Consider the following 20,894-nt stretch of genomic DNA (forward strand, 5'->3'; position numbering starts at 1 on the left):
TGTCTGGCGTAGCTTGATTTCAGGACATGGAGAAGCGCCTTGAAATCATCCCCTCTCAACTCAGAAAAATTTGATACCTCACGAGCCAATGAGTACGGACGACAGAGCCGTATTGCGCTAGCAGGATATGACGCCTGCCAAGACTTGGCTGCGTGCATGCTGGCGGCAAGCCTGGGCGCTACACGTTCGGCAAAAATACTTGTAGTTGGCGCTGGCGGTACGGCGCAGGAAATTGTTGCTATGGCCAAGCTTGAGCCGGGTTGGCGCTTCACGGCCGTTGATCCGTCCGAGCCGATGTTGGAGGCTGCAAAGCAGCAATTAGAGGCAAACAACTTGCTTGAAAGAACGGCCATGCATCTTGGGCATGTTGAAGACCTGGCAGCAGACGAGTCATACGACGCAGCGACCTTGATCGGGGTACTCCATCATCTCGATGGAGATGAAACCAAGCGACAAATTTTACGATCCATTCGGGCTCATCTAAAACCGGGTGCGCCGCTGATTGTCGCGGGGAATCAATACGCTTACGCCAGCCAGCCGCTACTGCTTGCGGCTTGGGGGCAGCGGTGGCGGCAGCATGGAGCCAGCCCGGATGAAGTGAAGGTCAAGCTTGGGAAAATCCTTCAAGGCGCTGATCCTCCACATTCCGAGGCGGCGGTTCAAAAGCTCTTGCATGACGCCGGATTTGGAGACGCTACCCGTTTCTTCAGCAGCCTTTTCTGGGGGGCGTGGTTGACGTGCAAAGTGGTCTGAACATGATTGAAAGTATTAGATATAGGTCGACCGTAACAGGTCCATGAGTTCGAATCCCATCGCCTTCCGCCATCTTATGTACGACAAAGCCCTGATTACTCAGGGCTTTGTCGTTTATAGCGCTGTAGATTTCTGTTCCATCATTCCTGCATCGTTTCCGCATATTTTCTGCAGTTTCCGCAACCTCTCTCATCTGGCGATTGAAAACAACTCCAGATTTGCGTACGAAATGAAAATCCTCTCAAGTCTGCAACTGTCGCCTTTGCAGGATCCACAGACTCTACTGCTGACGCACATCGCCTCACTTCCAGCGTTATCGAGCTTGCTCAGTGTGCACCAGCAGAACGCACTACAACGTGTAGGAAATACCGACTTGCACGGTTCGTGGCGCCCCCGGATAAGCGTAAACATTGCCGAACGCGCCTTCTTCATAATCGCGATCGAACAGGTTTTTCACGTCAAGATTGAGCCGCACCTTGTCATTGATCTTGTAGAAGCCAAGCAAGTCGACAACGGTGTAGCTGCCCATCGAAAACGCAGTGTTGGCGGTTTGTCCGGCGCGCTCGTCGACGTACTTGAATCCGGTGCCCAAACCCAATCCCTTGAGGGTGCCGTCCTGGAACTCGTACATATTCAGCAGGCTGAAGCTGTTTTTCGGGATGTTCAGCAGCCGCGTGCCAGAGCGCAGTACGTTGTCTTTGGTCACTTCGGCATCGACATAGGCGTAGCCGCCAATCACGCGCCATTCGGGAGTGAGGTTGCCGGCAACGTTGATGTCGAAACCACGGCTTCGCACTTCACCGGCAGCAACGCTGAAGGTGGAATCGACAGGGTCGGTGGTCAGCACGTTACGCTTCTCGATCTGATAGATCGCCGCATCGACACTCAACCGCTGATCCAGTGCTTCCCACTTGATACCCATTTCGTACGACTTGCCCTTCTCCGGCGCAAACCCTCCCCCGAGGCGGCTAGCGCCGGTGTTGGGCTTGAACGAGCGCGCGGTGTCGGCATAAACCGCTAATGTCTCGGTCAAATCGTAGGTCACGCCGATGCGCGGAGTTACTGCGTTGTCACTCGCCTGCCAACTCTTGCCGCCCGGGACAAAGGTTTCGTAGTCATGTTCGAAGCGTTCGAAACGCGCCCCTGCCAGCACCTTCAGTTTGTCGGTCAGTGCCAATTGATCCTGCACAAACGCGGCATAAGTTTTGAGGTTTTCCTTGTCGTGGGTCGGCGTACGAGTCAGTGCTGGACGCGACTGGCCGTACACCGGATCGAAGATGTCGATCGGATACGCATCGACAGCACCGCTGGAGCGTTGAATGATCGACTTGTAGTCATAATCTTCGTACTCGATACCGGTGAGCAACGTGTGCTGCAAACCAGCGGTATCGAAATGGCCGGTCAGATTGAGCTGGGTATCCTTGTCGGTCCACTCCAGCTTGCGATAGTTGAAGTTGCGCCCCAAGGTGCGGCCGTCAGCGGCAATACCGTTGGCCTCGACTGCGTTGCCCTTGAGCGAACCATCGAGCCACTGAAAGCCACCACCCAGCGTCCAGTCGTCATTGAGCATGTGCTCGAAACGCAGTTGCGCCATGTTGTTGTCGTTATGCAGTTTGCCAGCGTCTTTTTCGCCGAAAAAACTGTCGCGAGAGGCGGTACCCGTCTGCCTCGGGTAACGTGTAACGCCTCGATCCAGAGGCGCGTTGTTACGCATGAAATCGCCTTCGAAAATCAGCTTGGTCGCGTCGGTTGCCTGCCACGTGAGCACCGGCGTGATACCGTAGCGCTCGGTTTCGACGTGATCGCGGAAGGTGTCGCCGCCCTCGCCCACTACGTTCAGTCGATAGGCCAGGCGCCCTTCTTCGTCGAGCGGGCCGGAAGCATCCAGCGTCCCACGCTTCATGCCCTGATCGTTCAGTTGACTGCCCAAGGTGACGGTGCGCTCGGGCAACGGCTGTTTGGAAATCACGTTGAACGTGCCGCCAGGATCACCCCGACCGTAGAGCATGGTTGCCGGACCGCGTAGCACTTCGAGTCGCTCGATAGTGTTGGCATCCGGCATGTTCGGATAACCGCGGTTGATCGGAAAACCGTTGCGATAAAACTCGCCAGTGGTGAAGCCACGAACGGTAAACGTGGTCAGACCCTGTCCACCAAAATTGTTCGCCCGCCCCACGCCCCCGGCGTAGTCCAGCGCGTCCTGCAAACGGGTGGCTCCCAGATCCTCGACCGCATCTTTCGAGACCACACTGATCGATTGCGGGGTTTCGTGGATCGACGTGTCGGTGCGTGTGGCGCTGGCCGAGCGCGTAGCCAGATAACCCTGCACCGGGCCGTCCGCCCTTTCGTAATTCGCAGTACCGATAACATCGGTTGCGTCCAGCTCAAGCGTTGAGGGTGACACCTCCGTTTGTTCAGCCCATGAGGTAGACGACAATGCTTGCAGCACACAAATGGAAAGCAGGGTTCGACGCATGTAGAGAAAAACCTTTACGAATAGGCCAATGCAGGGAGTAAAACCGCCAAAAACTGCGGCGCATGCTATACAAAATCATTCGTAATTAACACTGATTCCCATTCACGCAGAAAACAATCATCGATAAAGTCATCACTTCATTGAAGCAATGGCCATTGCAGCATCACCCGCGCCACGGCCGAGATCATCCAGCGCTGCCGACATTGGCGGTGTAGCCGATGACGACGAGCATGCTCAGGAAGTCGTTTGATGATGCCCGCGAGGTTTGCCGGCATTCCCAAGGCTGATTTTCAAATGCGCGTACGGGCGAAGGCCGCGACGGATAAGGAAGAATCGACAGGCAACATTCGTGCTGCACGCGATCAACTTGGGCACACCACAGTAGGCATGACAGAGAAGTACATTCGAATGCGCAAAGGGATGAAAGTGACGCCCACAAAATGACCAGTGGTAGCGAATTGCGGAGCAGAGATTGGTTTTTGCGGAGCAAAGAAATAAGGGCTTGCGTGAGGTATCTCACGCAAGCCCTTGATATTCATGGTGCCCGAAGCCGGAATCGAACCGGCACGCCCTTACGAGCGGGGGATTTTAAGTCCCATGCGTCTACCAGTTTCGCCATTCGGGCGGTAGCGCGGTAAAGCAGTCTGGAGACTGACCAGTTACGACCTGGCAGTTCTGACGCTTGTGCAACAGAGGGGGAAATATATACATCCCGCCCCGGTGAAGCAAGTTCGCAAATCCCCTTTTCAAGACTAAATCTTGCAGGACTGCGGAAATAAAAAAGCTCCGTAGATCATGGATCTACGGAGCTCGTTTAAAGTGGAGGCCGAAGTCGGAATCGAACCGGCGTAGGTGGATTTGCAATCCACTGCATAACCATTTTGCTATTCGGCCTCAAACATCTGATGCTCAGTAGAGCAACATCAAACGTGTAAACTCGTATCTGGAAACAAGATTCTAATCTAGCTTCCAACCCTTTGAAATCTAAGGGGTTTTCGTGTTCCTGAACCAGGAATGGACGCAATTCTGGACTGGTTCGAAAGGCATGTCAAGAACTGGAAGAAAATAATTCCAGATGCGCTAACGCCACTACCCGGTTGCTTTCGAGACTAACACTTCAGCGCCACAGAAAGCGCTACCCACCGCAAGATGCGCGCTGCAATCGCTGCCGATACTCGCTGGGCGTCTCGTGCATTTCATGGCGAAAGTGCCGATTGAAATTCGACAAGTTGGCGTACCCCACCTCAAAACAGATATCGGCAACGCTGAAACTGCTTTGCGCCAGCAAACGGCAGGCACGCTGGACTCGTAGTTTGCGCGTCAGGTCGACGAAGGTATGGCCGGTGGCGCGCTTGAAGAATTTGGAGAAGGCCGGCTCGTTCATGTCCAGGCGCTGGGCAATGACCGACATCCGCAACTCATCGGCGAGGTCGTTCAGGATGTAGTCGAAGACAATGCTCATGCGCTGGGCCGTCAATGCGTCGAGCATGGGCGCGTATTGCAGGCTGGCAAGCGTCTGTCTCTCGCTGTCGGGGGCCGATGCCAGCAGTTGCAGCAACGACAGGAACAGGCACAGTCGCTGCAAGCCGTGGCACTGGCCGATCTCTTCCAGCAGTCGAGCTGCTTTTTTGCGGGTGTTGCCATGAAATTCGATGCCCTGCGCCGCCTGGCGAAATAGGCTTTGCAATTCGCTGAGCTCCGGGACCTTGTCACGCAGTTGCATCAGCATCTGGCCATCAAACTGCAATACGACGTCGCGGCCAGTAATCACCTCGCCTTTGCCCAGATCACTGATCCAGTCGTGAGGCAGGCCCGGGCCGATGAGGGCGACATGGCCGGCTTCAAATACGCCGATATAGTCACCAGCCAGTAGCCGACCGCTGCCTTCGCGGATCAGGTGGATCTCGAACTCCGGATGATGGTTCCAGCGCGCCAGGTCGAAGGGATAGTCGTGTTCGTACCAACGAAAGCTGTGCTGGGGCTCGTTCAGAATGACTTCAAGCGCTGGCGGCTTGTCTGCGGTTACGTGATGGTTCATCACTCTGGCGATTCCGTTTTTGTTGGTTTTATCAAGGTACCGCGAAGCCCGGGACGGGTCGAAGTCTCGGGACGCTGACATGAGACTCGCACTAACGACGCCCGGCGCCTAGCGCGTTACATGGCGCCCGCTGATACTTTTTTTCCACGGTCAAAAAAGTATCAGCGGCGCGTATGCCATTCATTTGTTCGCTGCTTGGGTAGCTGCAATTCTGTGGTCATCCCGGTGCGGCTATGACTCGCCTCGTGGATTACAACAACAATAAAGCTTCTGCCGCCCCAGGCGCAGAGCGGAGATCACGATGAAGATCATTCCAAGCGCGCTTTTTCTGTCCGCCGGCCTGTGCTCTGCCCTGCTCTGCCAGGCTGGCGAAACGGTGACCATCGCCACCGTGAACAACAGCGACATGATCCGCATGCAGCGGTTGTCCAAAACATTCGAACAGCTGCACCCCGACGTGAAGCTCAACTGGGTGGTGCTTGAAGAGAACGTGTTGCGTCAGCGCCTGACCACCGACATTGCCACTCAGGGCGGCCAGTTCGACGTGCTCACCATCGGCACTTACGAAACACCCTTGTGGGGCGCCAAGCATTGGCTGGAGCCAATAAAGGACCTGCCCGCCAGCTATGACCTCGAAGATATTTTCCCTGCGGTTCGCCAAGGGTTATCGGTCAACGACGCGCTCTACGCCCTGCCGTTCTATGGCGAAAGCACCGTCACCTATTACCGAACCGACCTGTTCAAGAACGCCGGCCTGAGCATGCCCGAGCACCCGACCTGGACGCAGCTCGGCGAGTTCGCCGGCAAGCTGCACCAGCCGGATAAAGAACAGTATGGGATGTGCCTGCGCGGCAAGGCCGGTTGGGGTGAGAACATGGCGCTGCTGACGACCATGTCCAACGCCTTTGGCGCGCGCTGGTTCAATGAGCAATGGCAGCCGCAACTCACCGGGCCGCAATGGACTGCCGCCGCCAACTTCTACGTCAACACCCTCAAGCAGTACGGCCCACCGGGTGTGTCGAGCAATGGCTTCAACGAGACGCTGGCCCTGTTCAACAGTGGCAAATGCGCAATCTGGGTCGATGCCAGCGTCGCCGGCTCCTTCATCACCGACACAACGCAAAGCAAGGTGGCCAATGATGTTGGTTTCGTCGCCGCGCCCACACAAGTCACCGACAAGGGTTCGTCCTGGCTCTATGCCTGGTCACTGGCCATCCCGGCGACATCCAAACACAAGGAAGCCGCCAAAGCCTTTGTGACCTGGGCCACCTCCAGGGAATACATCCAACTGGTTGCCGAGACGGATGGCATCAGCAACGTACCGCCTGGCACCCGCATGTCGACCTACAGCGATGCCTATTTGCAGGCCGCGCCCTTCGCCGGCGTCACGCTGAAAATGATGCAGAACGCCGACCCGGCGCACCCTTCGGTCCAGCCCGTGCCCTACGTCGGCATCCAATACGTGACCATTCCCGAATTCCAGGCGATTGGCACGTCGGTCGGCAAGCTGGTATCCGCGGCGCTCACCGGGCAGATGCCGGTGGAACAGGCCCTGGCCTCCGCGCAGCAAAGCACCGAACGCGAGATGAAGCGCGCCGGTTATCCCAAGTAGCACAGCGTGGCGCAATCACTGCGGGGTCTTCGCAGACTAACGACCATTTTTAATGCCCTCAACGGGCGTCTCTTTAGCTCTAACGATTGGATGGAAACAATGAAACGTCTAGAAGGAAAAAGCGCCCTGATTACCGGTTCCGCCAGAGGAATAGGCAGGACGTTCGCGCAAGCCTATATCCGCGAAGGCGCTACGGTCGCGATCGCCGACATCAACCTGGAACGTGCCCAAGCCACGGCAATCGAGTTGGGGTCCAATGCCTATGCGGTCGAGATGGACGTGACCGATCAGCAATCCATTGACGCTGCCATCGCCACGGTGATCGCCACCACAGGCAAGCTCGACATCCTGATCAACAACGCGGCGCTGTTTGATCTCGCACCGATCACAGAGATTTCTCGCGACAGCTACGAACGGCTGTTCTCGATCAACGTTTCCGGCACCCTGTTCACACTGCAGGCCGCGGCCAAGCAGATGATCCGCCAGGGCCATGGAGGCAAGATCATCAATATGGCCAGCCAGGCCGGTCGGCGCGGTGAAGCGCTGGTCGCGGTGTATTGCGCGACCAAAGCGGCGGTGATCAGCCTCACGCAATCGGCCGGTCTCAATCTCATTCCCCATCACATCAATGTGAATGCCATCGCGCCGGGAGTGGTGGACGGTGAGCACTGGGACGGCGTCGACGCGCTGTTTGCCCGCTATGAAAACCGCCCGCTCGGGGAAAAGAAAAAACTGGCGGGACAGGAAGTGCCGTACGGGCGCATGGGCACGGCAGATGACCTTGTCGGCATGGCGATCTTCCTCGCGTCCGCCGAAAGCGATTACATCGTGGCGCAGACCTATAACGTCGATGGTGGCAACTGGATGAGCTGACTGGCCCCGATAAAGGGCCAGGCAACACCTCAAAGGCGAAACCGATCCACCGACTGCGAGAGCTGTCCGGCCAGGCTGGACAGTTCATCGGTGGTCGAGGCGGTCTGGTTGATCACCTTGCTGTTGCCTTCGGACATGCCGGCAATCATTTCCACCTGGTGCGCGATTTCGTTGCTGGCCAGGCTCTGCTCACCGATTGTGCGGCTGATGTCATTGACCAATTCTGTGGTACTGAGCGTGGCCTGGAGGATTTCGCGGATGGCGCGCTCGACGTCGGCAGTCACCGCCATGCCCTTGTCGACCTGCGCGACGCCCGCCTCCATGCTGCTGACCGCCTCGCGGGTGCTTTGCTGGATACGCGCGACCATGGTGGCGATTTCCTGGGTGGAGGCGCTGGTGCGGCCCGCCAGGCTACGTACTTCATCGGCCACGACAGCGAAACCACGGCCCTGCTCACCGGCACGGGCGGCCTCGATGGCGGCGTTAAGCGCCAACAGGTTGGTTTGATCGGCAATGCCCTTGATCACCTGAATGATGCTGAAAATCCCCTCGGACTCCTTGTCCAGGGTGCGGATCACCTGGGCCGACTGCTGCGCCGAACGGGCAATCCCGTCCATGTCGCTGACCACTTGATGAATCACCCGACCGCCGTCCTTGGCCAGTTCCTCGGCCTGGTTGGCCATGTTCAGTGCACGCTCGGCATGCCGGGTGATTTCCTCGATGCTCGCAGTCATTTCGCTGGCCGCCGCGGCCATGGTGCTGGCGGCAACGCTTTGCTGCTGGCTGCTGCCCGCGACCTGATGGCAACCGCTGCTCAACCGCTGGCTCATGCCACTTACGCCGTGGGCGTTGCTGCGAACCACTTCGATCATGCCGCGCAGGTCACGCTGCATGGTTGCCAGGCTGCGAATCAAGGTGCTGGCTTCATCCTTGCGGGTGGGCTCGACGATAGGCTCGCTCAGGTTGCCGTGGGCGATGCTGTCGGCAATCCGGCTGGCGATCTGCAACGGCCCCATGATGCTCAGGATGACCGAGCGTCCCAGGGCGAGCAGCAGCAACAAGCTGGCAATGAGTACGACACCGAGAGTGAAGTTGGCGCTGCTGATGGTTTGCCGAGTGCCCGCGCTGGTCTGTTGAGTGTTGGTTTCGATCAGCTCACTGAGGGTGGCCATCTGGCTTTCCAGTTGGCTGAACGCGTTATTGAAAGTGCCCAGTTGCTGTTGTGCGGAATCAGGATTATCCAGCGCCAGCCCGACAATGCGCTCGGCGGCACTGATGTACGTATCGAGGCTTGGCTTGATCTTGTCCAGCGCGGCCTTGAGGGTTTCGTTGACCGGCAGCTTGAGGTTGTCACCGAGCATCTCGCGAAAATGCGCGGCATGCTCATTGAGTGAACTGCGCACCTCGGCCTTGCTGCTGGGGCTCTTGCCCAACCCTACCAGCATCGCCGACAGTACATCGGCGCGCAGTGCATCGTGCATCATGTCGGCTTCGAGGTGGTTGCGCAGCGCGGTCATGCTGACCTCGTTGTCACTCACCGCTTCAGCCATCCGGGTATTGCCCACATAGCTGACCAGACTCACGATCAGGGCGGTGAGCAAGCCAGTGCCGATCAACAAGATCAAACGTAATTTTATGGACACTCGATGGTTCCCCTGTCGGCAGGTGCGTGGTCGGCTAATTGCCTACTGTTGGGGTTATCGACTGTTCCAACCGGTTACTTAGGTTTATTTCCACGCCAGCCGATTTTTGCGACCTACGGTATGCGCGGGCTCAATGCCCGCGAATGTAGTGCTCAAGTTGCCGTATCAAATCGGCCTGCTCGACGATGGCTTCCTTGACCAGATCGCCGATCGACAGCAGCCCGATCAGTTCCCCGCCTTCCAGCACCGGCAGATGACGCAAATGACTGTCGGTCATGACCTCCATGCAGCGCTCAATGCTCTGCAAACTGTCGGCAGTCACCACCGGTGCGCTCATGATCTCGCGCACCGGCGTGCCGACCGAAGAACGCCCCTGTAGCACTACCTTGCGCGCATAGTCGCGCTCGCTGATGACGCCGACCACCTGCCCTTCTTCGATCACGGGCAGCGCGCCGACGTTCTTCTCGGCCATCATTTTCAGGGCGTCGAGGACCATCTGATCCGGTGCGATGCTGTGCACCTGCTGGTTTTGCACGATCTTCAGTTTCAGCAACTGTGCGGCTGTTTTCATCAACGTTCTCCGATACGGTTCAGGGCAACGGTCAAGCCGCCGCGACTTCCACGACGCCGGCGTTCAAGCGCACCGGCCACACCCGCAGGCGCTGTTCGGGGTACTCCAGGCAGCTGCCGTCTTCAAGACGAAAGTGCTGCTTGTAGATCGGCGACGCCACCACCAGATCCCCCTTGAGACTGCCGATCAGTCCGCGGCCAATGACGTTCGCGCCGGATTGCGGATCATGGTTGTCGATGGCGTAGAGGGTGCGACCTTCGGCTTGTGGCAGGTAGAACAGCGCCACCTGGGCGCCGTCGAGCCAGACGACGACGCCGGAGTTGCTGACCAGATCCTGCTGGCTGCACACCGCCTGCCAGGCTTGGGCATTGGCCGCGGTGGCAAGGGCATCGACACGCTGGGTAGTGGACTGGCTCATCAGGCATTTTCCTCGGTGACAGGGATAAGGTTGAGTTCGGCGGCCATGATCGGCCGGCGCTGACCGCGCTCCTGGACAAAATGGATGTCCGGGTCCGGCCGCTGATCGTTGACGAAGGTGCGGAAGCGCTTGAGTTTTTCCGGGTCTTTGAGGGCATTGGCCCATTCGCATTCGTAGCGGTTGACCACCAGTTGCATCTGCGACTCAAGTTCTGCGCCAAGCCCCAGGCTGTCGTTGATGATCACGTCCTTGAGGTAATCCAGGCCGCCCTCCAGGCTTTCGCGCCAGACCGAGGTGCGCTGCAATTTATCGGCGGTGCGGATGTAGAACATCAGGAAGCGGTCGATGTAACGAATCAGGGTTGCATCGTCCAGGTCGGTGGCGAACAACTCGGCGTGACGCGGACGCATGCCGCCGTTGCCGGCCACATAGAGGTTCCAGCCGTTCTCGGTGGCGATCACGCCGACATCCTTGCTCTGCGCCTCGGCACATTCACGGGTGCAACCAGAAACGGCGAACTTAAGCTTGTGCGGCGAGCGCAGGCCTTTGTAGCGATCTTCGAGGGTCAGGGCCATTTTCACGCTGTCCTGCACGCCGTAACGGCACCAGGTGCTGCCCACGCAAGACTTCACGGTGCGGGTCGACTTGCCGTAGGCGTGCCCGGTTTCGAAACCGGCCTCGATCAGCTCGGACCAAATGTCCGGCAACTGATGCAACTGCGCGCCGAACAGGTCGATCCGCTGGCCGCCGGTGATCTTGGTGTAGAGGTCGTATTTCTTCGCCACCACGCCGATCGCGATCAGCTTGTCCGCCGTGATCTCACCGCCGGCGATGCGCGGCACCACCGAATAGGTGCCGTTTTTCTGCATGTTGGCCATGAAGGTATCGTTGGTGTCCTGCAACGGCACCAGCGAGGCGTCCATGATTGGCTGGTTCCAGCACGAGGCGAGGATCGAGCCCACCGCCGGTTTGCACACGTCGCAACCGGTGTGTCCACGGCCATGCTTGGCCAGCAGCTCTTCGAAAGTGATCACCCCTTCTACCCGCACCAGCGCATAAAGCTCCTGACGGGTGTAGGCGAAGTGTTCGCACAGGCTCTTGTCGACGCTGACGCCACGGGCAATCAGTTCATGCTCGAAGACTTGCTTGAGCAGCCCCGCGCAACCGCCGCAACCGGTGCACGCCTTGGTCTGCGACTTGAGCAGGCCCAGGTCGGTGCAGCCGCCATCGATGGCCGAGCAGATCGAGCCCTTGGTGACGTTATGGCACGAGCACACCGTTGCCGACTCGGGCAACGCGCCCGGGCCCAGGGTTGGTGCGCCGGTGGACGATGGCAGAATCAGGCTGGCCGGTTCCGACGGCAAGGCAATGCCGTTCTGCATGTATTGCAGCAAGGTGTCGTAATAGCTGTTGTCGCCGACCAACACCGCTCCGAGCACACGCTTGCTGTCGGCATCCACCACCAGCCGGCGATAGCTGGCCGTCGCTTCATCGATGAACTGATAACTGCGCGCGCCCGGTGTCTGGGCATGGGCATCGCCGATGGAGCCCACGTCAACGCCGAGCAGTTTGAGCTTGGTCGACATATCGGCGCCCTGGAACGGCTCGGCGACTTGATCGCACAGCAGCGACGCGACGCCACGGGCCATCTGGTAACCGGGGGCGACCAGGCCGAAGAGGCTGCCATTCCAGGCGGCACACTCGCCGATGGCGTAGATGTGCGGATCGCTGGTCAGGCACTGGTCGTCGATCACCACGCCGCCGCGAGGACCAATGTCCAGCGCGCATTGACGGGCCAATGCATCTTGCGCACGGATGCCGGCGGAGAACACGATCAGGTCGGCTTCAAGAAATTCGTCGTTGGCAAAATTCATCCGGTAACGGTACTGCTCGCCGGCACTGATCGACTGCGTGCCACGGGACAGGTGCACACCCACACCGAGCCGCTCGATTTGCGCCTTCAGCGCCAGGCCGCCCTGCTCGTCCAGTTGCACCGGCATCAGGCGCGGGGCGAATTCCACCACATGCGCTTCCAGGCCCAGGCTTTTCAGGGCGTTGGCGGCTTCCAGACCGAGCAGGCCACCGCCGACCACCACGCCACGCCGGGCATTGGCCGCCGCAGCACGAATCGCGTCGAGGTCTTCAAGGGTGCGATAAACCAGGCGCGAGTCGCCTTCGGCCCCCTCAATGGGTGGCACGAAGGGATAAGAGCCGGTGGCCAGAACCAGTTTGTCGTAAGCGACGCAACCTTGCGCGGTAATCACCTGGCGCCGGACGCGGTCGATTTCCAGCACCGGCACACCCAAATGCAGGGTGACGCCCGGCGTTTGATACAGGGAGGCTTCGCCCAGGGCCAGCGATTCGGCATCGCGACCGCCGAAATACTCGGACAGGTGTACTCGATCGTAGGCGCGCATCGGCTCTTCACTGAAGACATGCAGCCGGTAGTGGTCGAGGGCGCCGCGCTCGATGAGCTGCTCGACACAATGATGTCCGACCATGCCATTGCCGATCACGATCAGCGTTTGCAGTTTGTTCAATGCGGCAACATTGGAATTCATAGTAAGCACCCAGCCAAAGCCAATCACGGATAAAAAAGCAAAAAAAAACGCCTGAAACCTCTCGGTTTCAGGCGTCTTTGCCTGTTCTCGCGGTGTTCGACCTGGCGCCTTCGCCTGATCCACCGATGTTGCCCACGACCTGCTCGGCCGGTCGATCTTCGTTGATCGACGGGGGCGGCCCACTGCGTGGACCTTTGATCGATGTAATGCAGCGATTGTGCCAGTTGCCGATCGACGCTTTCGAAACGACGCTTCAGTGAGGGTTTATCGGGGTTTGACGTGTTTTCCTTTCAGGGTGAGCGAACATCGGGATGATTCGGTTTTTGCCTTGGCATAGTGCAGGCCATGCGCGACAAGCTTCATAAAAGTGCGTTTGCGTGTCTGATCTTCAGGTGTTGCGGTGGTATTGGCCTGCCCTCACCTGATAGCCTGAGCACCCTTGCCTGCATGTCTCTGATGGATCATCGGCGCGCGAAGACGCCGCGATGATCACTTCACCCCCATTCAATCAAGACAACGGTGACTCTCTTGATCAGCAGCACCCTCACATTTGCCCGCGATATCGACGGCAAAGCCATCTCTGCCAAGGTCCTCGACGAGGTCCGGGAAGAGGTTCTGGCCCTGGCTGGCCAACAGATCTACCCCGCCCTGGCGGTCGTACTGGTCGGCGACGACCCGGCCAGCCATGTGTATGTGCGCAATAAACTGCTGCGCGCCAAGGAAGTCGGTATCCGCTCCCTGGAATACCGCCTGCCGGAAACCGCCAGCCAGGCCCAGGTACTGGAACTGATTGCGCAACTCAATGCCGATCCCACGGTGAACGGCATCCTGGTGCAACTGCCCTTGCCGGCTCCTATCGATGAACAGGCCGTGATTCATGCCATCGACCCGATCAAGGACGTGGACGGTTTTCATCGGGAAAACGTCGGCGGGCTGGTGCAAGGCATCGAGGTTCTGACCCCATGCACGCCCAGCGGCTGCATGCGCCTGTTGCACGAAACCTGCGGTGCTGACTTGAGCGGTTTGCACGCGGTGGTCATCGGCCGGTCGAACATTGTCGGTAAACCGATGGCGACCTTGCTGCTGCAAGCCAACTGCTCGGTCAGCGTGGTGCATTCGCGCAGCGTCGATGCCCCGGCGTTGTGTCGGCTGGCGGATATCGTGGTCGCGGCGGTGGGCCGGCCAGCGTTGATCGACGCCAGTTGGCTCAAGCCTGGTGCGGTGGTGATCGATGTCGGCATTAACCGAATTACCGACGAGTCCGGCGACCGTCTGGTGGGCGATGTCGATTACGCCAGCGCCCGCACCGTCGCCAGCGCGATCACCCCGGTGCCCGGTGGCGTCGGGCCGATGACCATTGCCTATCTGTTGAAGAACACGTTGATCGCCAGCCGGTTGCAACGCGCGGCACAGGCTCGCGGGCAGCAGCCCGAAGACGACCTGGCGTTGAACTGAGCACAACGAAACGGCCCACCTGAGTGTGGGCCGTGTCGGTTTTGCACATCTTCTTTTTTATTTCCCCGCGTGCAACACCTGCGTTTGCGGCATCGCCGAAGAGTGGTGGTTGAGAATCTTCCAGTGACCGCCCACCTGCTCATAAACGAAGGTGTAGCGCGCCTGCACCTGACGGGTCTTGCCATCGGCTTCGGTCAACGTAAAGGTGTAGACACCACTGTCCATGGCCACGTTGGCGCCCAATGGGCGGATCTCACGGAAGTTGATCTGCCCTGCCGGCTTGAGCGCCATGAAGTGATCGAAGTAGTCCTTGATCTGTGCCGGCGTGGTGCGCACCTGATTGGAAACCGTCGGTTGCAGCACCGCGTTCGGCGCATACAGGTCGACCACGCTCTGAACATTGCCGCTCTTCAACGCGCTGTTCCAATGGTCAAACAGGGCGGCGATTTCACGATCCTTCGCATTGGTCGGTTGCTGCGCCACGCTGCTGTAAACGTATGGCACCGCTTCCAACGCCTGAGCCAACGGGGCGGTCAGGGCGAATAACAGGGCTATGGTCGAGATCTTGAATTTCATTGCGCTATTCCAATGATGGTCGATGGGCACACTGTGCCGCCCGGAACGCGGCCCGCCATCGGCCAACCGGAGCCATTCGCCTATGCCATTCGGCAGATAGCGCCCTGCCCCGCTAACAAGGTTTAATGACGCCCCTGCCCGAACGGGCGTGCCCGCGCCGGAACCTGCCCCCATGCAAAACCCTGATCATGACCCCGGTAGCGCCCTGGCCATTCGCACTCAATATCGGCAGTCGCAAAGTCGCGCCGCGCGGCTGCGGCTGCTGGTGGATACCGGCCAGGAGCTGACCCAACTGGCTCCCGAGGCCATGCGCCAGCGGGTGCTGCAACGGGCCTGCGCCTTCCTGGCGATGGATCATGCGTTACTGCTGGAATGGGATGAGAATGCACAGGTCCGGACCACCACCAGTCACGGCAGCCGTGATCGTTTGCACAGCCTCGAGCACCTCGCCGACACCGCAATGTGCGCACCGCAATGGCAGGAACAGCCGAGCGCGGATCTGCCCATTGTGTTGCGGGTTCCTTTACGCGGTGGCGATGGTGCCGCCTTCGGTGCGTTGGTGCTGGCCAACAGCGTCAGCATCAGCGCACCGGACACCGAAGACCTCGAATCCCTGCAACTGCTCGCCACCCTGCTCGCCGCGCACCTGGAAAACCAGCGCTTGCTCGACGCATTGGTGACCCGCGAGCGCACCATGTCCGATCTGGTCCACCGGCTTTTCCGCGCACAGGAAGACGAACGCAAACGCATGGCCTACGACCTGCACGACGGCCTGGCACAAACCCTCGCCGGGCTGCATCAGCGCCTGCAAGGTTTTGCCGGCCGCTGCCCACCATTGCCCGACGAACTCGGTGCGGACTTACAGACGATTCTTCAACTGGCCCAGCATTGCGTCGGTGAAGGCCGGCAATTGATCCGCGGCCTGCGCCCGACGGTGCTCGACGACTTTGGCTTGCTGAAAGCGGTCGACAAAGAGGCCGATCGCCTGCGCGAGGCGGGGATCAAAGTGAACTGGAATGCGCGTTGCGAAGCACGTTTGCCCAGCCAGGTGGAGATCGCCCTGTTCAGGATCGCCCAGGAAGGCATCAACAATATTCTCAAACATGCGCAGGCCAGCCACGTCGTGCTGGAGCTGCAACTGCATGAAGGACAAGCCTCGCTGCGGGTGGACGACAACGGCCAGGGCTTTGCCATGGAACAACCCCTCGACACCTGCGGCGCCCGGCACCTGGGGCTTGCCGCGATGCAGGAGCGCGCGAGCCTGCTGGGCGGCGAATTCACCTGCATCAGCCATGCGCACGGCGGAACGCAACTGCGCGCCACCGTCCCCTCCGGCCTGAATGGAACCCCTCAATGACTGACGTTATACGACTGGTGGTGGCGGACGACCATGAAGTCACGCGCACCGGCTTCGTCTCGTTGCTCGCCGGCCTGACGCAATTCGAAGTGGTCGGCCAGGCGTGCAATGGCCAGCAAGTACTGGACTTATGTGAACGGCTTTTGCCCGACATCGTCATCCTCGACATCCGCATGCCGGTGCTCAACGGGCTGGGCGCCGCACGCCTGCTTCAAGAGCGCCTGCCGAGCCTGAAAGTGATGATGTTCACCATGGACGACAGCCCCGATCACCTTGAAGCCGCCATGAACGCCGGCGCTGTGGGCTATCTGCTCAAGGATGCCAGTCGCCACGAGGTGATCGACGCCTTGCAACGTGTCGCCGCCGGCGAGCAGGCCCTCAACAGTTCAGTCAGCGCGCAGTTGCTGCGCCGCCTGACCGAGCGCAACGCCAGCGGCGCCGCCCCCGTCACCCTGACCCCACGGGAACGCCAGGTGCTGGGGCTGGTGGCCAGCGGCATGAGCAACCGTGAAATCGGCGAAAAACTCGGCATCACCACCGGCACGGCCAAAGCCCACGTGGAACGGGTCATCGGCAAACTCGGCGCCGCGGACCGCACCCAGGCCGCTGTGCGTGGCATTGCGCTGGGTCTGGTGACCCAGTCATGAAAGCGTCAAACGCCCGCCGCTGGGCAGACCTGCCGTTACGCGGCAAAGCCCTCGTGGTGATTTCCCTGCCGTTGGTGATTCTGTTGCTCTCGCTGGTGCTGATCTACACCACCGAACGGCAGACCGCGCGCGCGGAAGAAGACGTGCGCCGCGTGTTGCTGGTGCAAGGCGATATTCAGGCGGTGCACACCCTGCTCGCCGAGGCCGCCGCCAGCGTGCGCGGCTACCTGCTGACCCATCGCGAGGATTTCCTGCCGGGTTACCGGCAAGCCAAGCCCTTGATCGAATCGGCGCTGCAGCGGCTCGACCGCAACGTTCGCGATCAGCGGGTGCGCAAACATCTGGAGGCGATCACGCCGCTGATCGACACCAAGGTCGAAGGTCTGGTTGAGCTGCTCGATGATCGCAACGCAACCCCAGAGTCGATCACCACGATCCTGGTCAACAACAAACATGTCCTCGACGAATTACGCGAACGCATCAGCGCCATGCGCACGCTTGAGGACACCCTGCTGGCCGAGCGCACCGCAGCGGCGGCCTCCACTCGACAGCGCCTGTTGTTCTCCACCTTGCTGGCCGCCGTTTGCGGGTTGTTCGGCGCCATTGTCGCGGTACTGTTTCTGTCCAAAGGCATCGTCGCCCGGGTGCAGCAGGTTCAGGGCAACGCCCAACGGCTGGCACTCGGTCAGCCGTTATTGCCGCAACCGCCGGAGAACGATGAGATCGGTCAATTGGGCACGCGCCTGGTTGAGGCCGGGCTGTTACTGGCCGAACGTGAACGAGCCTTGCGCGACAACGAAGAACGCTTGCGGCTGATCATCGACGGGGTGAAGGACTACGGTATTTTCGCCCTCGACACACGCGGCTTCGTCACCAGTTGGAATGCCGGCGCCGAACGAATCAAGGGCTACACCGAACAGGAGATCGTCGGCCAGCATTTCTCGGTGTTTTATCTGCCACAAGAATGTCCGCAGCATCCCGACATGGCGCTGCGCGAGGCCACACGCAATGGTCATTACATGGAAGAGGCCTGGCGTTGCCGCAAGGATGGCAGCCGCTTCTGGGCCAGTGTGGTGATTACCGCGCAGTACGACAGCAGTGGCGCCCTGCGCGGGTTCTCCAAGATCACCCGCGACATCACCGATCGCCGTGCCGCCGAGATCGCGCTAAGTACTGCGCGGGAAGAAGCGGAGCGCGCCAGCCGCGCCAAAAGCGAGTTTCTGTCGCGCATGAGCCACGAACTGCGTACTCCGCTCAACTCGATTCTCGGCTTCGCGCAACTGCTGGATATGGACTCGCCCAAAGGGCAGCGGGCGCAGATCGGTCACATCCTGCGGGCCGGGCAACACCTGCTGACCCTGATCAACGAAGTGCTGGACATCGCCAAGATCGAGGCCGGGCGCCTGCCACTCAACGTTGAAGCCGTGCCCTTGGCGGTGGTGCTGCAAGAAGCCCTGACGCTGGTGTCGCCCATGGCCTGCGACGCCAGCATTCAACTGGTGGAACTGCCGATGCTGGCCGCCGACAGCGGGATCGTCGCCGATCGGCAACGGCTGGTTCAGGTGCTACTGAACCTGTTGTCCAACGCGATCAAATACAACCGGCCCCAGGGTCAGGTGCACATTGAGGTCAGGGTTCATCAACAACGAATTGCGGTATCGGTCTGCGATACCGGCAAGGGCATTGCAGCTGATCGGCAGGACCAACTGTTCAAGCCGTTCGAGCGCCTGGAGACCGACCCGAACGTGGAAGGCACGGGCCTCGGCCTGGCGTTGAGCAAGAGTCTTCTGGAAATGATGAACGGCAGCCTGACCGTCAAAAGCCAACCCGGCAACGGCTCCAGTTTCACCCTGGAACTGCCCTTCGAGCGATTGCCGTCAACCACTGAGCCACCTGCGGCACTGATCAGCCCGCCAACCGCAACGCCCGCCCTCGCCGCCCCCGATTACCAGGGCAAAGTGCTGTGCATCGAAGACAATCTGTCGAGCCTGGCCCTGATCGAAACCCTGCTGCAGCGACGGCCACACATCCAGTTGCTCTCAAGCATGCAGGGGCAAATGGGCCTGGACCTGGCCCGGCAACATGCGCCGCAGCTGATTTTGCTGGATGTGGCACTGCCGGATCTTGATGGTTTCAACGTTCTGCAGCGCTTGCGTCTGTCCTCCAGCACCCGCGCCACGCCCGTGCTGATGATTACCGCCGATGCCAGCGACCGCACGCACCAGGCCTTGCTGGAAGCAGGAGCGACTGCGGTGCTGACCAAGCCGATTCATATTCCTTCATTCCTCGCCCACCTTGACCAGCACCTACCGGAGCCCGTGTGAACACCGACCTGCGTATTCTGATCATCGACGACCAACGACCCAACCTCGATTTGATGGAGCAGTTGCTGGTCCGCGAAGGCCTGACCAATGTACTGAGCAGCACCCAGCCGCTGCGAACCCTGGACCTGTTCAACAGCTTCGAGCCGGACCTGGTCATTCTCGACCTGCACATGCCGGAGTTCGACGGCTTTGCCGTGCTCGAACAGCTCAACCGGCGCATTCCAGCCGGCGAATACCTGCCGATCCTCGTGCTCACCGCCGACGCCACCCGCGATACCCGCCTGCGCGCGCTGGCCCTGGGCGCCAAAGACTTCATCAGCAAGCCATTGGACGCCCTGGAAACCATGCTGCGGGTCTGGAACCTGCTAGAGACCCGCGCACTGTATAAAGCCCTGCGCACGCTGGTCCCTGCGGATCAAATCGAGTTGCTGCGTCAATTAAGGCCGCAGCCAGTTAGCTGATTGCAGGGGCGGAATCACTGACGATTTGCCGCTGAAAGCCAGGTTGCGTGGCTGGTTTGGCGTCCTCACGGCTGGCGGCTGCAGAAAGCCCAGCAAGGCCCGCTGCGTGTCATGCCAGGCCGTGGGGTGTTCCATGTCGAGGAAATGCCCGGTGTTCTCGATGGTCTGAAACTGAGCCTTGGGGGTATGCGCCGCAAACAGACGGGCGTCTTCCACCGAGGTGTACTCATCCCATTCACCGTTGATAAACAGCAGCGGGACTTCGATGGCATCGGCACAGGACACGTAGCAGTGAGTGTCCTGGGTCAACACCTCATTGACGTGAAAATGCATCTGCCGGTATTCGTGTTCGTCCAGGCTGCTGACATGGCGCTCATTGAAACGCTTGAACAGCGACGGCAGGTGCTTGCCGATCGTGCTGTTGATCAAACGCCCGACGTTGCGCCGATCGCAGGCATGGAGAAAGTGCCGCCCGCTCTCCAGATACTCACGCATCGGCGTATTGATCCGCGCGGCGAATGAACTGATCACCGCCTTTTCGATCCGGCGGGGCCGTTGGGCCAGCGCTACCAAGGTCGCCGCACCGCCCCAGGAAAAGGACAGCACATGCTGGGCGCGAAAGTGCTCGATCAACTCCAGCAGTATTTCGGCCTCGTCTTCCTTGCGGATCGGTTGGTCATGCCGGTTGTGTTGTTTCGATTGACCGGCGTAGGGCTGATCGTAGAGGACCACATTGAAGCGTGGCCGCAGGTAACGCACCGTTTGCGCAAAGGATGCGGTCGTTGCCAGCGAGCCATTGACCAGAATGATCGTCTTGTCAGCAGCGGCGTTGAGATAGTGCTCGGTATAAACCTTGTACTTCTTACCAATCTCGACGATGGCAGTTTTCGGCATCATTTCATTCTATTCCTTGAACAAATTGGACCAGACACAGAGCGTGATCGACTGCCCTGCTTCCTCAGGGCAAGCCTGACAGCACAAACCAGCGACAACGGTACAAGGGCGCTGAGATGAACGCCATGACCAATGAGTCACAACCCGACCAGCGGTTTCCAGTTAAGCAGGAATTCTCCCGTGTGCAAGCTCACAAGCTCGAAAGTGTCTGCCCAGACGCTTCGCCGGCATCCGC

General features: G+C 59.7%; 16 protein-coding genes, 2 tRNA genes and 2 pseudogenes. 9 read left to right on the plus strand and 11 right to left on the minus strand.

From position 1 onward, the window contains the following. The first annotated feature begins 39 nt into the window (after positions 1-39). Positions 40-753, plus strand: a complete 714-nt coding sequence (locus PSH69_RS16080; RefSeq protein ID WP_192350398.1) for a class I SAM-dependent methyltransferase — start codon at positions 40-42, stop codon at positions 751-753. Between the two features lie 349 nt (positions 754-1,102). Here PSH69_RS16080 and PSH69_RS16085 read toward each other — a convergent pair whose 3' ends face one another. Further along, positions 1,103-3,229 (minus strand): TonB-dependent siderophore receptor, encoded by a 2,127-nt coding sequence (locus PSH69_RS16085; RefSeq protein ID WP_305409040.1) that lies wholly within the window; start codon positions 3,227-3,229, stop codon positions 1,103-1,105. A gap of 215 nt (positions 3,230-3,444) precedes the next feature. Here PSH69_RS16085 and PSH69_RS16090 point away from each other — a divergent pair. Next, a pseudogene (locus PSH69_RS16090) lies at positions 3,445-3,673 on the plus strand (integrase); the annotation flags it as partial. A gap of 94 nt (positions 3,674-3,767) precedes the next feature. Here the strand turns inward: PSH69_RS16090 and PSH69_RS16095 are convergent. The 3 genes from PSH69_RS16095 to PSH69_RS16105 all read right to left on the minus strand — a co-directional run bounded on the left by PSH69_RS16095 (position 3,768) and on the right by PSH69_RS16105 (position 5,267). Continuing rightward, positions 3,768-3,854 (minus strand) — tRNA-Leu (locus PSH69_RS16095). Between the two features lie 195 nt (positions 3,855-4,049). Beyond that, positions 4,050-4,123, minus strand: a tRNA-Cys gene (locus PSH69_RS16100). A 241-nt stretch (positions 4,124-4,364) separates the two neighbouring features. Continuing rightward, positions 4,365-5,267, minus strand: coding sequence for an AraC family transcriptional regulator (locus PSH69_RS16105; protein WP_018929012.1), 903 nt, complete (start codon positions 5,265-5,267; stop codon positions 4,365-4,367). A 301-nt stretch (positions 5,268-5,568) separates the two neighbouring features. Here PSH69_RS16105 and PSH69_RS16110 point away from each other — a divergent pair, with 301 nt between their 5' ends. Both PSH69_RS16110 and PSH69_RS16115 read left to right on the plus strand, forming a co-directional pair. Then, entirely contained in the window at positions 5,569-6,879 is a 1,311-nt protein-coding gene (locus tag PSH69_RS16110; RefSeq protein ID WP_305409041.1) for a sugar ABC transporter substrate-binding protein, read from the plus strand. A gap of 99 nt (positions 6,880-6,978) precedes the next feature. Then, the gene (locus PSH69_RS16115) at positions 6,979-7,752 is read left to right on the plus strand and encodes an L-iditol 2-dehydrogenase (RefSeq protein WP_305409042.1); all 774 of its coding nucleotides are present in this window, start codon (positions 6,979-6,981) and stop codon (positions 7,750-7,752) included. Positions 7,753-7,781: 29 nt separating this feature from the next. Here PSH69_RS16115 and PSH69_RS30270 read toward each other — a convergent pair whose 3' ends face one another. From PSH69_RS30270 to nirB, 5 genes and pseudogenes are all read right to left on the minus strand, one after another. Further along, positions 7,782-8,645 (minus strand): methyl-accepting chemotaxis protein, encoded by an 864-nt coding sequence (locus PSH69_RS30270; protein ID WP_370695261.1) that lies wholly within the window; start codon positions 8,643-8,645, stop codon positions 7,782-7,784. A gap of 42 nt (positions 8,646-8,687) precedes the next feature. Further along, positions 8,688-9,395, minus strand: a pseudogene (locus tag PSH69_RS30275) (MCP four helix bundle domain-containing protein); the annotation flags it as partial. 130 nt (positions 9,396-9,525) lie between these two features. Next, a complete protein-coding gene (locus PSH69_RS16125; protein WP_018929008.1) occupies positions 9,526-9,966 on the minus strand; it encodes a CBS domain-containing protein in 441 nt (146 codons plus the stop codon). A 31-nt stretch (positions 9,967-9,997) separates the two neighbouring features. Beyond that, positions 9,998-10,384, minus strand: a complete 387-nt coding sequence (gene nirD, locus PSH69_RS16130; RefSeq protein ID WP_019578753.1) for a nitrite reductase small subunit NirD — start codon at positions 10,382-10,384, stop codon at positions 9,998-10,000. Next, a complete protein-coding gene (gene nirB, locus PSH69_RS16135; RefSeq protein WP_028940688.1) occupies positions 10,384-12,945 on the minus strand; it encodes a nitrite reductase large subunit NirB in 2,562 nt (853 codons plus the stop codon). Before nirB ends, nirD begins: the two co-directional genes overlap by 1 nt. 528 nt (positions 12,946-13,473) lie before the next feature. On the opposite strand from nirB, the gene PSH69_RS16140 reads away from it, so the two are divergent. After that, complete coding sequence (locus PSH69_RS16140; RefSeq protein ID WP_305409044.1) at positions 13,474-14,400, plus strand: bifunctional 5,10-methylenetetrahydrofolate dehydrogenase/5,10-methenyltetrahydrofolate cyclohydrolase; 927 nt, start codon at positions 13,474-13,476, stop codon at positions 14,398-14,400. Positions 14,401-14,457: 57 nt separating this feature from the next. Here PSH69_RS16140 and PSH69_RS16145 read toward each other — a convergent pair whose 3' ends face one another. Continuing rightward, entirely contained in the window at positions 14,458-14,976 is a 519-nt protein-coding gene (locus PSH69_RS16145; RefSeq protein WP_305409045.1) for an SgcJ/EcaC family oxidoreductase, read from the minus strand. A 172-nt stretch (positions 14,977-15,148) separates the two neighbouring features. On the opposite strand from PSH69_RS16145, the gene PSH69_RS16150 reads away from it, so the two are divergent. The 4 genes from PSH69_RS16150 to PSH69_RS16165 are packed head-to-tail and all read left to right on the plus strand — an operon-like array spanning position 15,149 to position 19,765. Next, on the plus strand, positions 15,149-16,333 hold the full coding sequence (locus PSH69_RS16150) for a sensor histidine kinase (protein WP_305409046.1): 1,185 nt from the start codon (positions 15,149-15,151) through the stop codon (positions 16,331-16,333). Further along, on the plus strand, positions 16,330-16,980 hold the full coding sequence (locus PSH69_RS16155) for a response regulator transcription factor (protein WP_305409047.1): 651 nt from the start codon (positions 16,330-16,332) through the stop codon (positions 16,978-16,980). The genes PSH69_RS16150 and PSH69_RS16155 overlap by 4 nt, the downstream gene beginning before the upstream one ends. Then, positions 16,977-19,304 carry an ATP-binding protein gene (locus tag PSH69_RS16160; RefSeq protein ID WP_305409048.1) on the plus strand — a complete coding sequence of 776 codons (2,328 nt, stop codon included), beginning with the start codon at positions 16,977-16,979 and terminating at the stop codon, positions 19,302-19,304. The genes PSH69_RS16155 and PSH69_RS16160 overlap by 4 nt, the downstream gene beginning before the upstream one ends. Continuing rightward, positions 19,301-19,765, plus strand: coding sequence for a response regulator (locus PSH69_RS16165; protein ID WP_018928998.1), 465 nt, complete (start codon positions 19,301-19,303; stop codon positions 19,763-19,765). The genes PSH69_RS16160 and PSH69_RS16165 overlap by 4 nt, the downstream gene beginning before the upstream one ends. On the opposite strand, the gene PSH69_RS16170 is transcribed toward PSH69_RS16165, so the two are convergent. Continuing rightward, entirely contained in the window at positions 19,742-20,662 is a 921-nt protein-coding gene (locus tag PSH69_RS16170; RefSeq protein WP_064617623.1) for an alpha/beta fold hydrolase, read from the minus strand. The genes PSH69_RS16165 and PSH69_RS16170 overlap by 24 nt on opposite strands. Between the last annotated feature and the right edge of the window lie 232 nt (positions 20,663-20,894).

Source organism: Pseudomonas sp. FP1740 (assembly GCF_030687165.1).
Lineage (GTDB): Bacteria > Pseudomonadota > Gammaproteobacteria > Pseudomonadales > Pseudomonadaceae > Aquipseudomonas.

Excerpts from the sequence above, each read along its gene's own strand:
- PSH69_RS16125 (WP_018929008.1), bottom strand. The coding sequence starts at position 9,966 with ATGAAAACAGCCGCACAGTTGCTGAAACTGAAGATCGTGCAAAACCAG.
- PSH69_RS16110 (WP_305409041.1), top strand. The coding sequence starts at position 5,569 with ATGAAGATCATTCCAAGCGCGCTTTTTCTGTCCGCCGGCCTGTGCTCT.
- PSH69_RS16085 (WP_305409040.1), bottom strand. The coding sequence starts at position 3,229 with ATGCGTCGAACCCTGCTTTCCATTTGTGTGCTGCAAGCATTGTCGTCT.
- PSH69_RS16115 (WP_305409042.1), top strand. The coding sequence starts at position 6,979 with ATGAAACGTCTAGAAGGAAAAAGCGCCCTGATTACCGGTTCCGCCAGA.
- nirD (WP_019578753.1), bottom strand. The coding sequence starts at position 10,384 with ATGAGCCAGTCCACTACCCAGCGTGTCGATGCCCTTGCCACCGCGGCC.
- PSH69_RS16150 (WP_305409046.1), top strand. The coding sequence starts at position 15,149 with ATGCAAAACCCTGATCATGACCCCGGTAGCGCCCTGGCCATTCGCACT.
- PSH69_RS30270 (WP_370695261.1), bottom strand. The coding sequence starts at position 8,645 with ATGCAGCGTGACCTGCGCGGCATGATCGAAGTGGTTCGCAGCAACGCC.
- PSH69_RS16145 (WP_305409045.1), bottom strand. The coding sequence starts at position 14,976 with ATGAAATTCAAGATCTCGACCATAGCCCTGTTATTCGCCCTGACCGCC.
- PSH69_RS16105 (WP_018929012.1), bottom strand. The coding sequence starts at position 5,267 with ATGAACCATCACGTAACCGCAGACAAGCCGCCAGCGCTTGAAGTCATT.
- PSH69_RS16155 (WP_305409047.1), top strand. The coding sequence starts at position 16,330 with ATGACTGACGTTATACGACTGGTGGTGGCGGACGACCATGAAGTCACG.
- PSH69_RS16160 (WP_305409048.1), top strand. The coding sequence starts at position 16,977 with ATGAAAGCGTCAAACGCCCGCCGCTGGGCAGACCTGCCGTTACGCGGC.
- nirB (WP_028940688.1), bottom strand. The coding sequence starts at position 12,945 with ATGAATTCCAATGTTGCCGCATTGAACAAACTGCAAACGCTGATCGTG.
- PSH69_RS16170 (WP_064617623.1), bottom strand. The coding sequence starts at position 20,662 with ATGATGCCGAAAACTGCCATCGTCGAGATTGGTAAGAAGTACAAGGTT.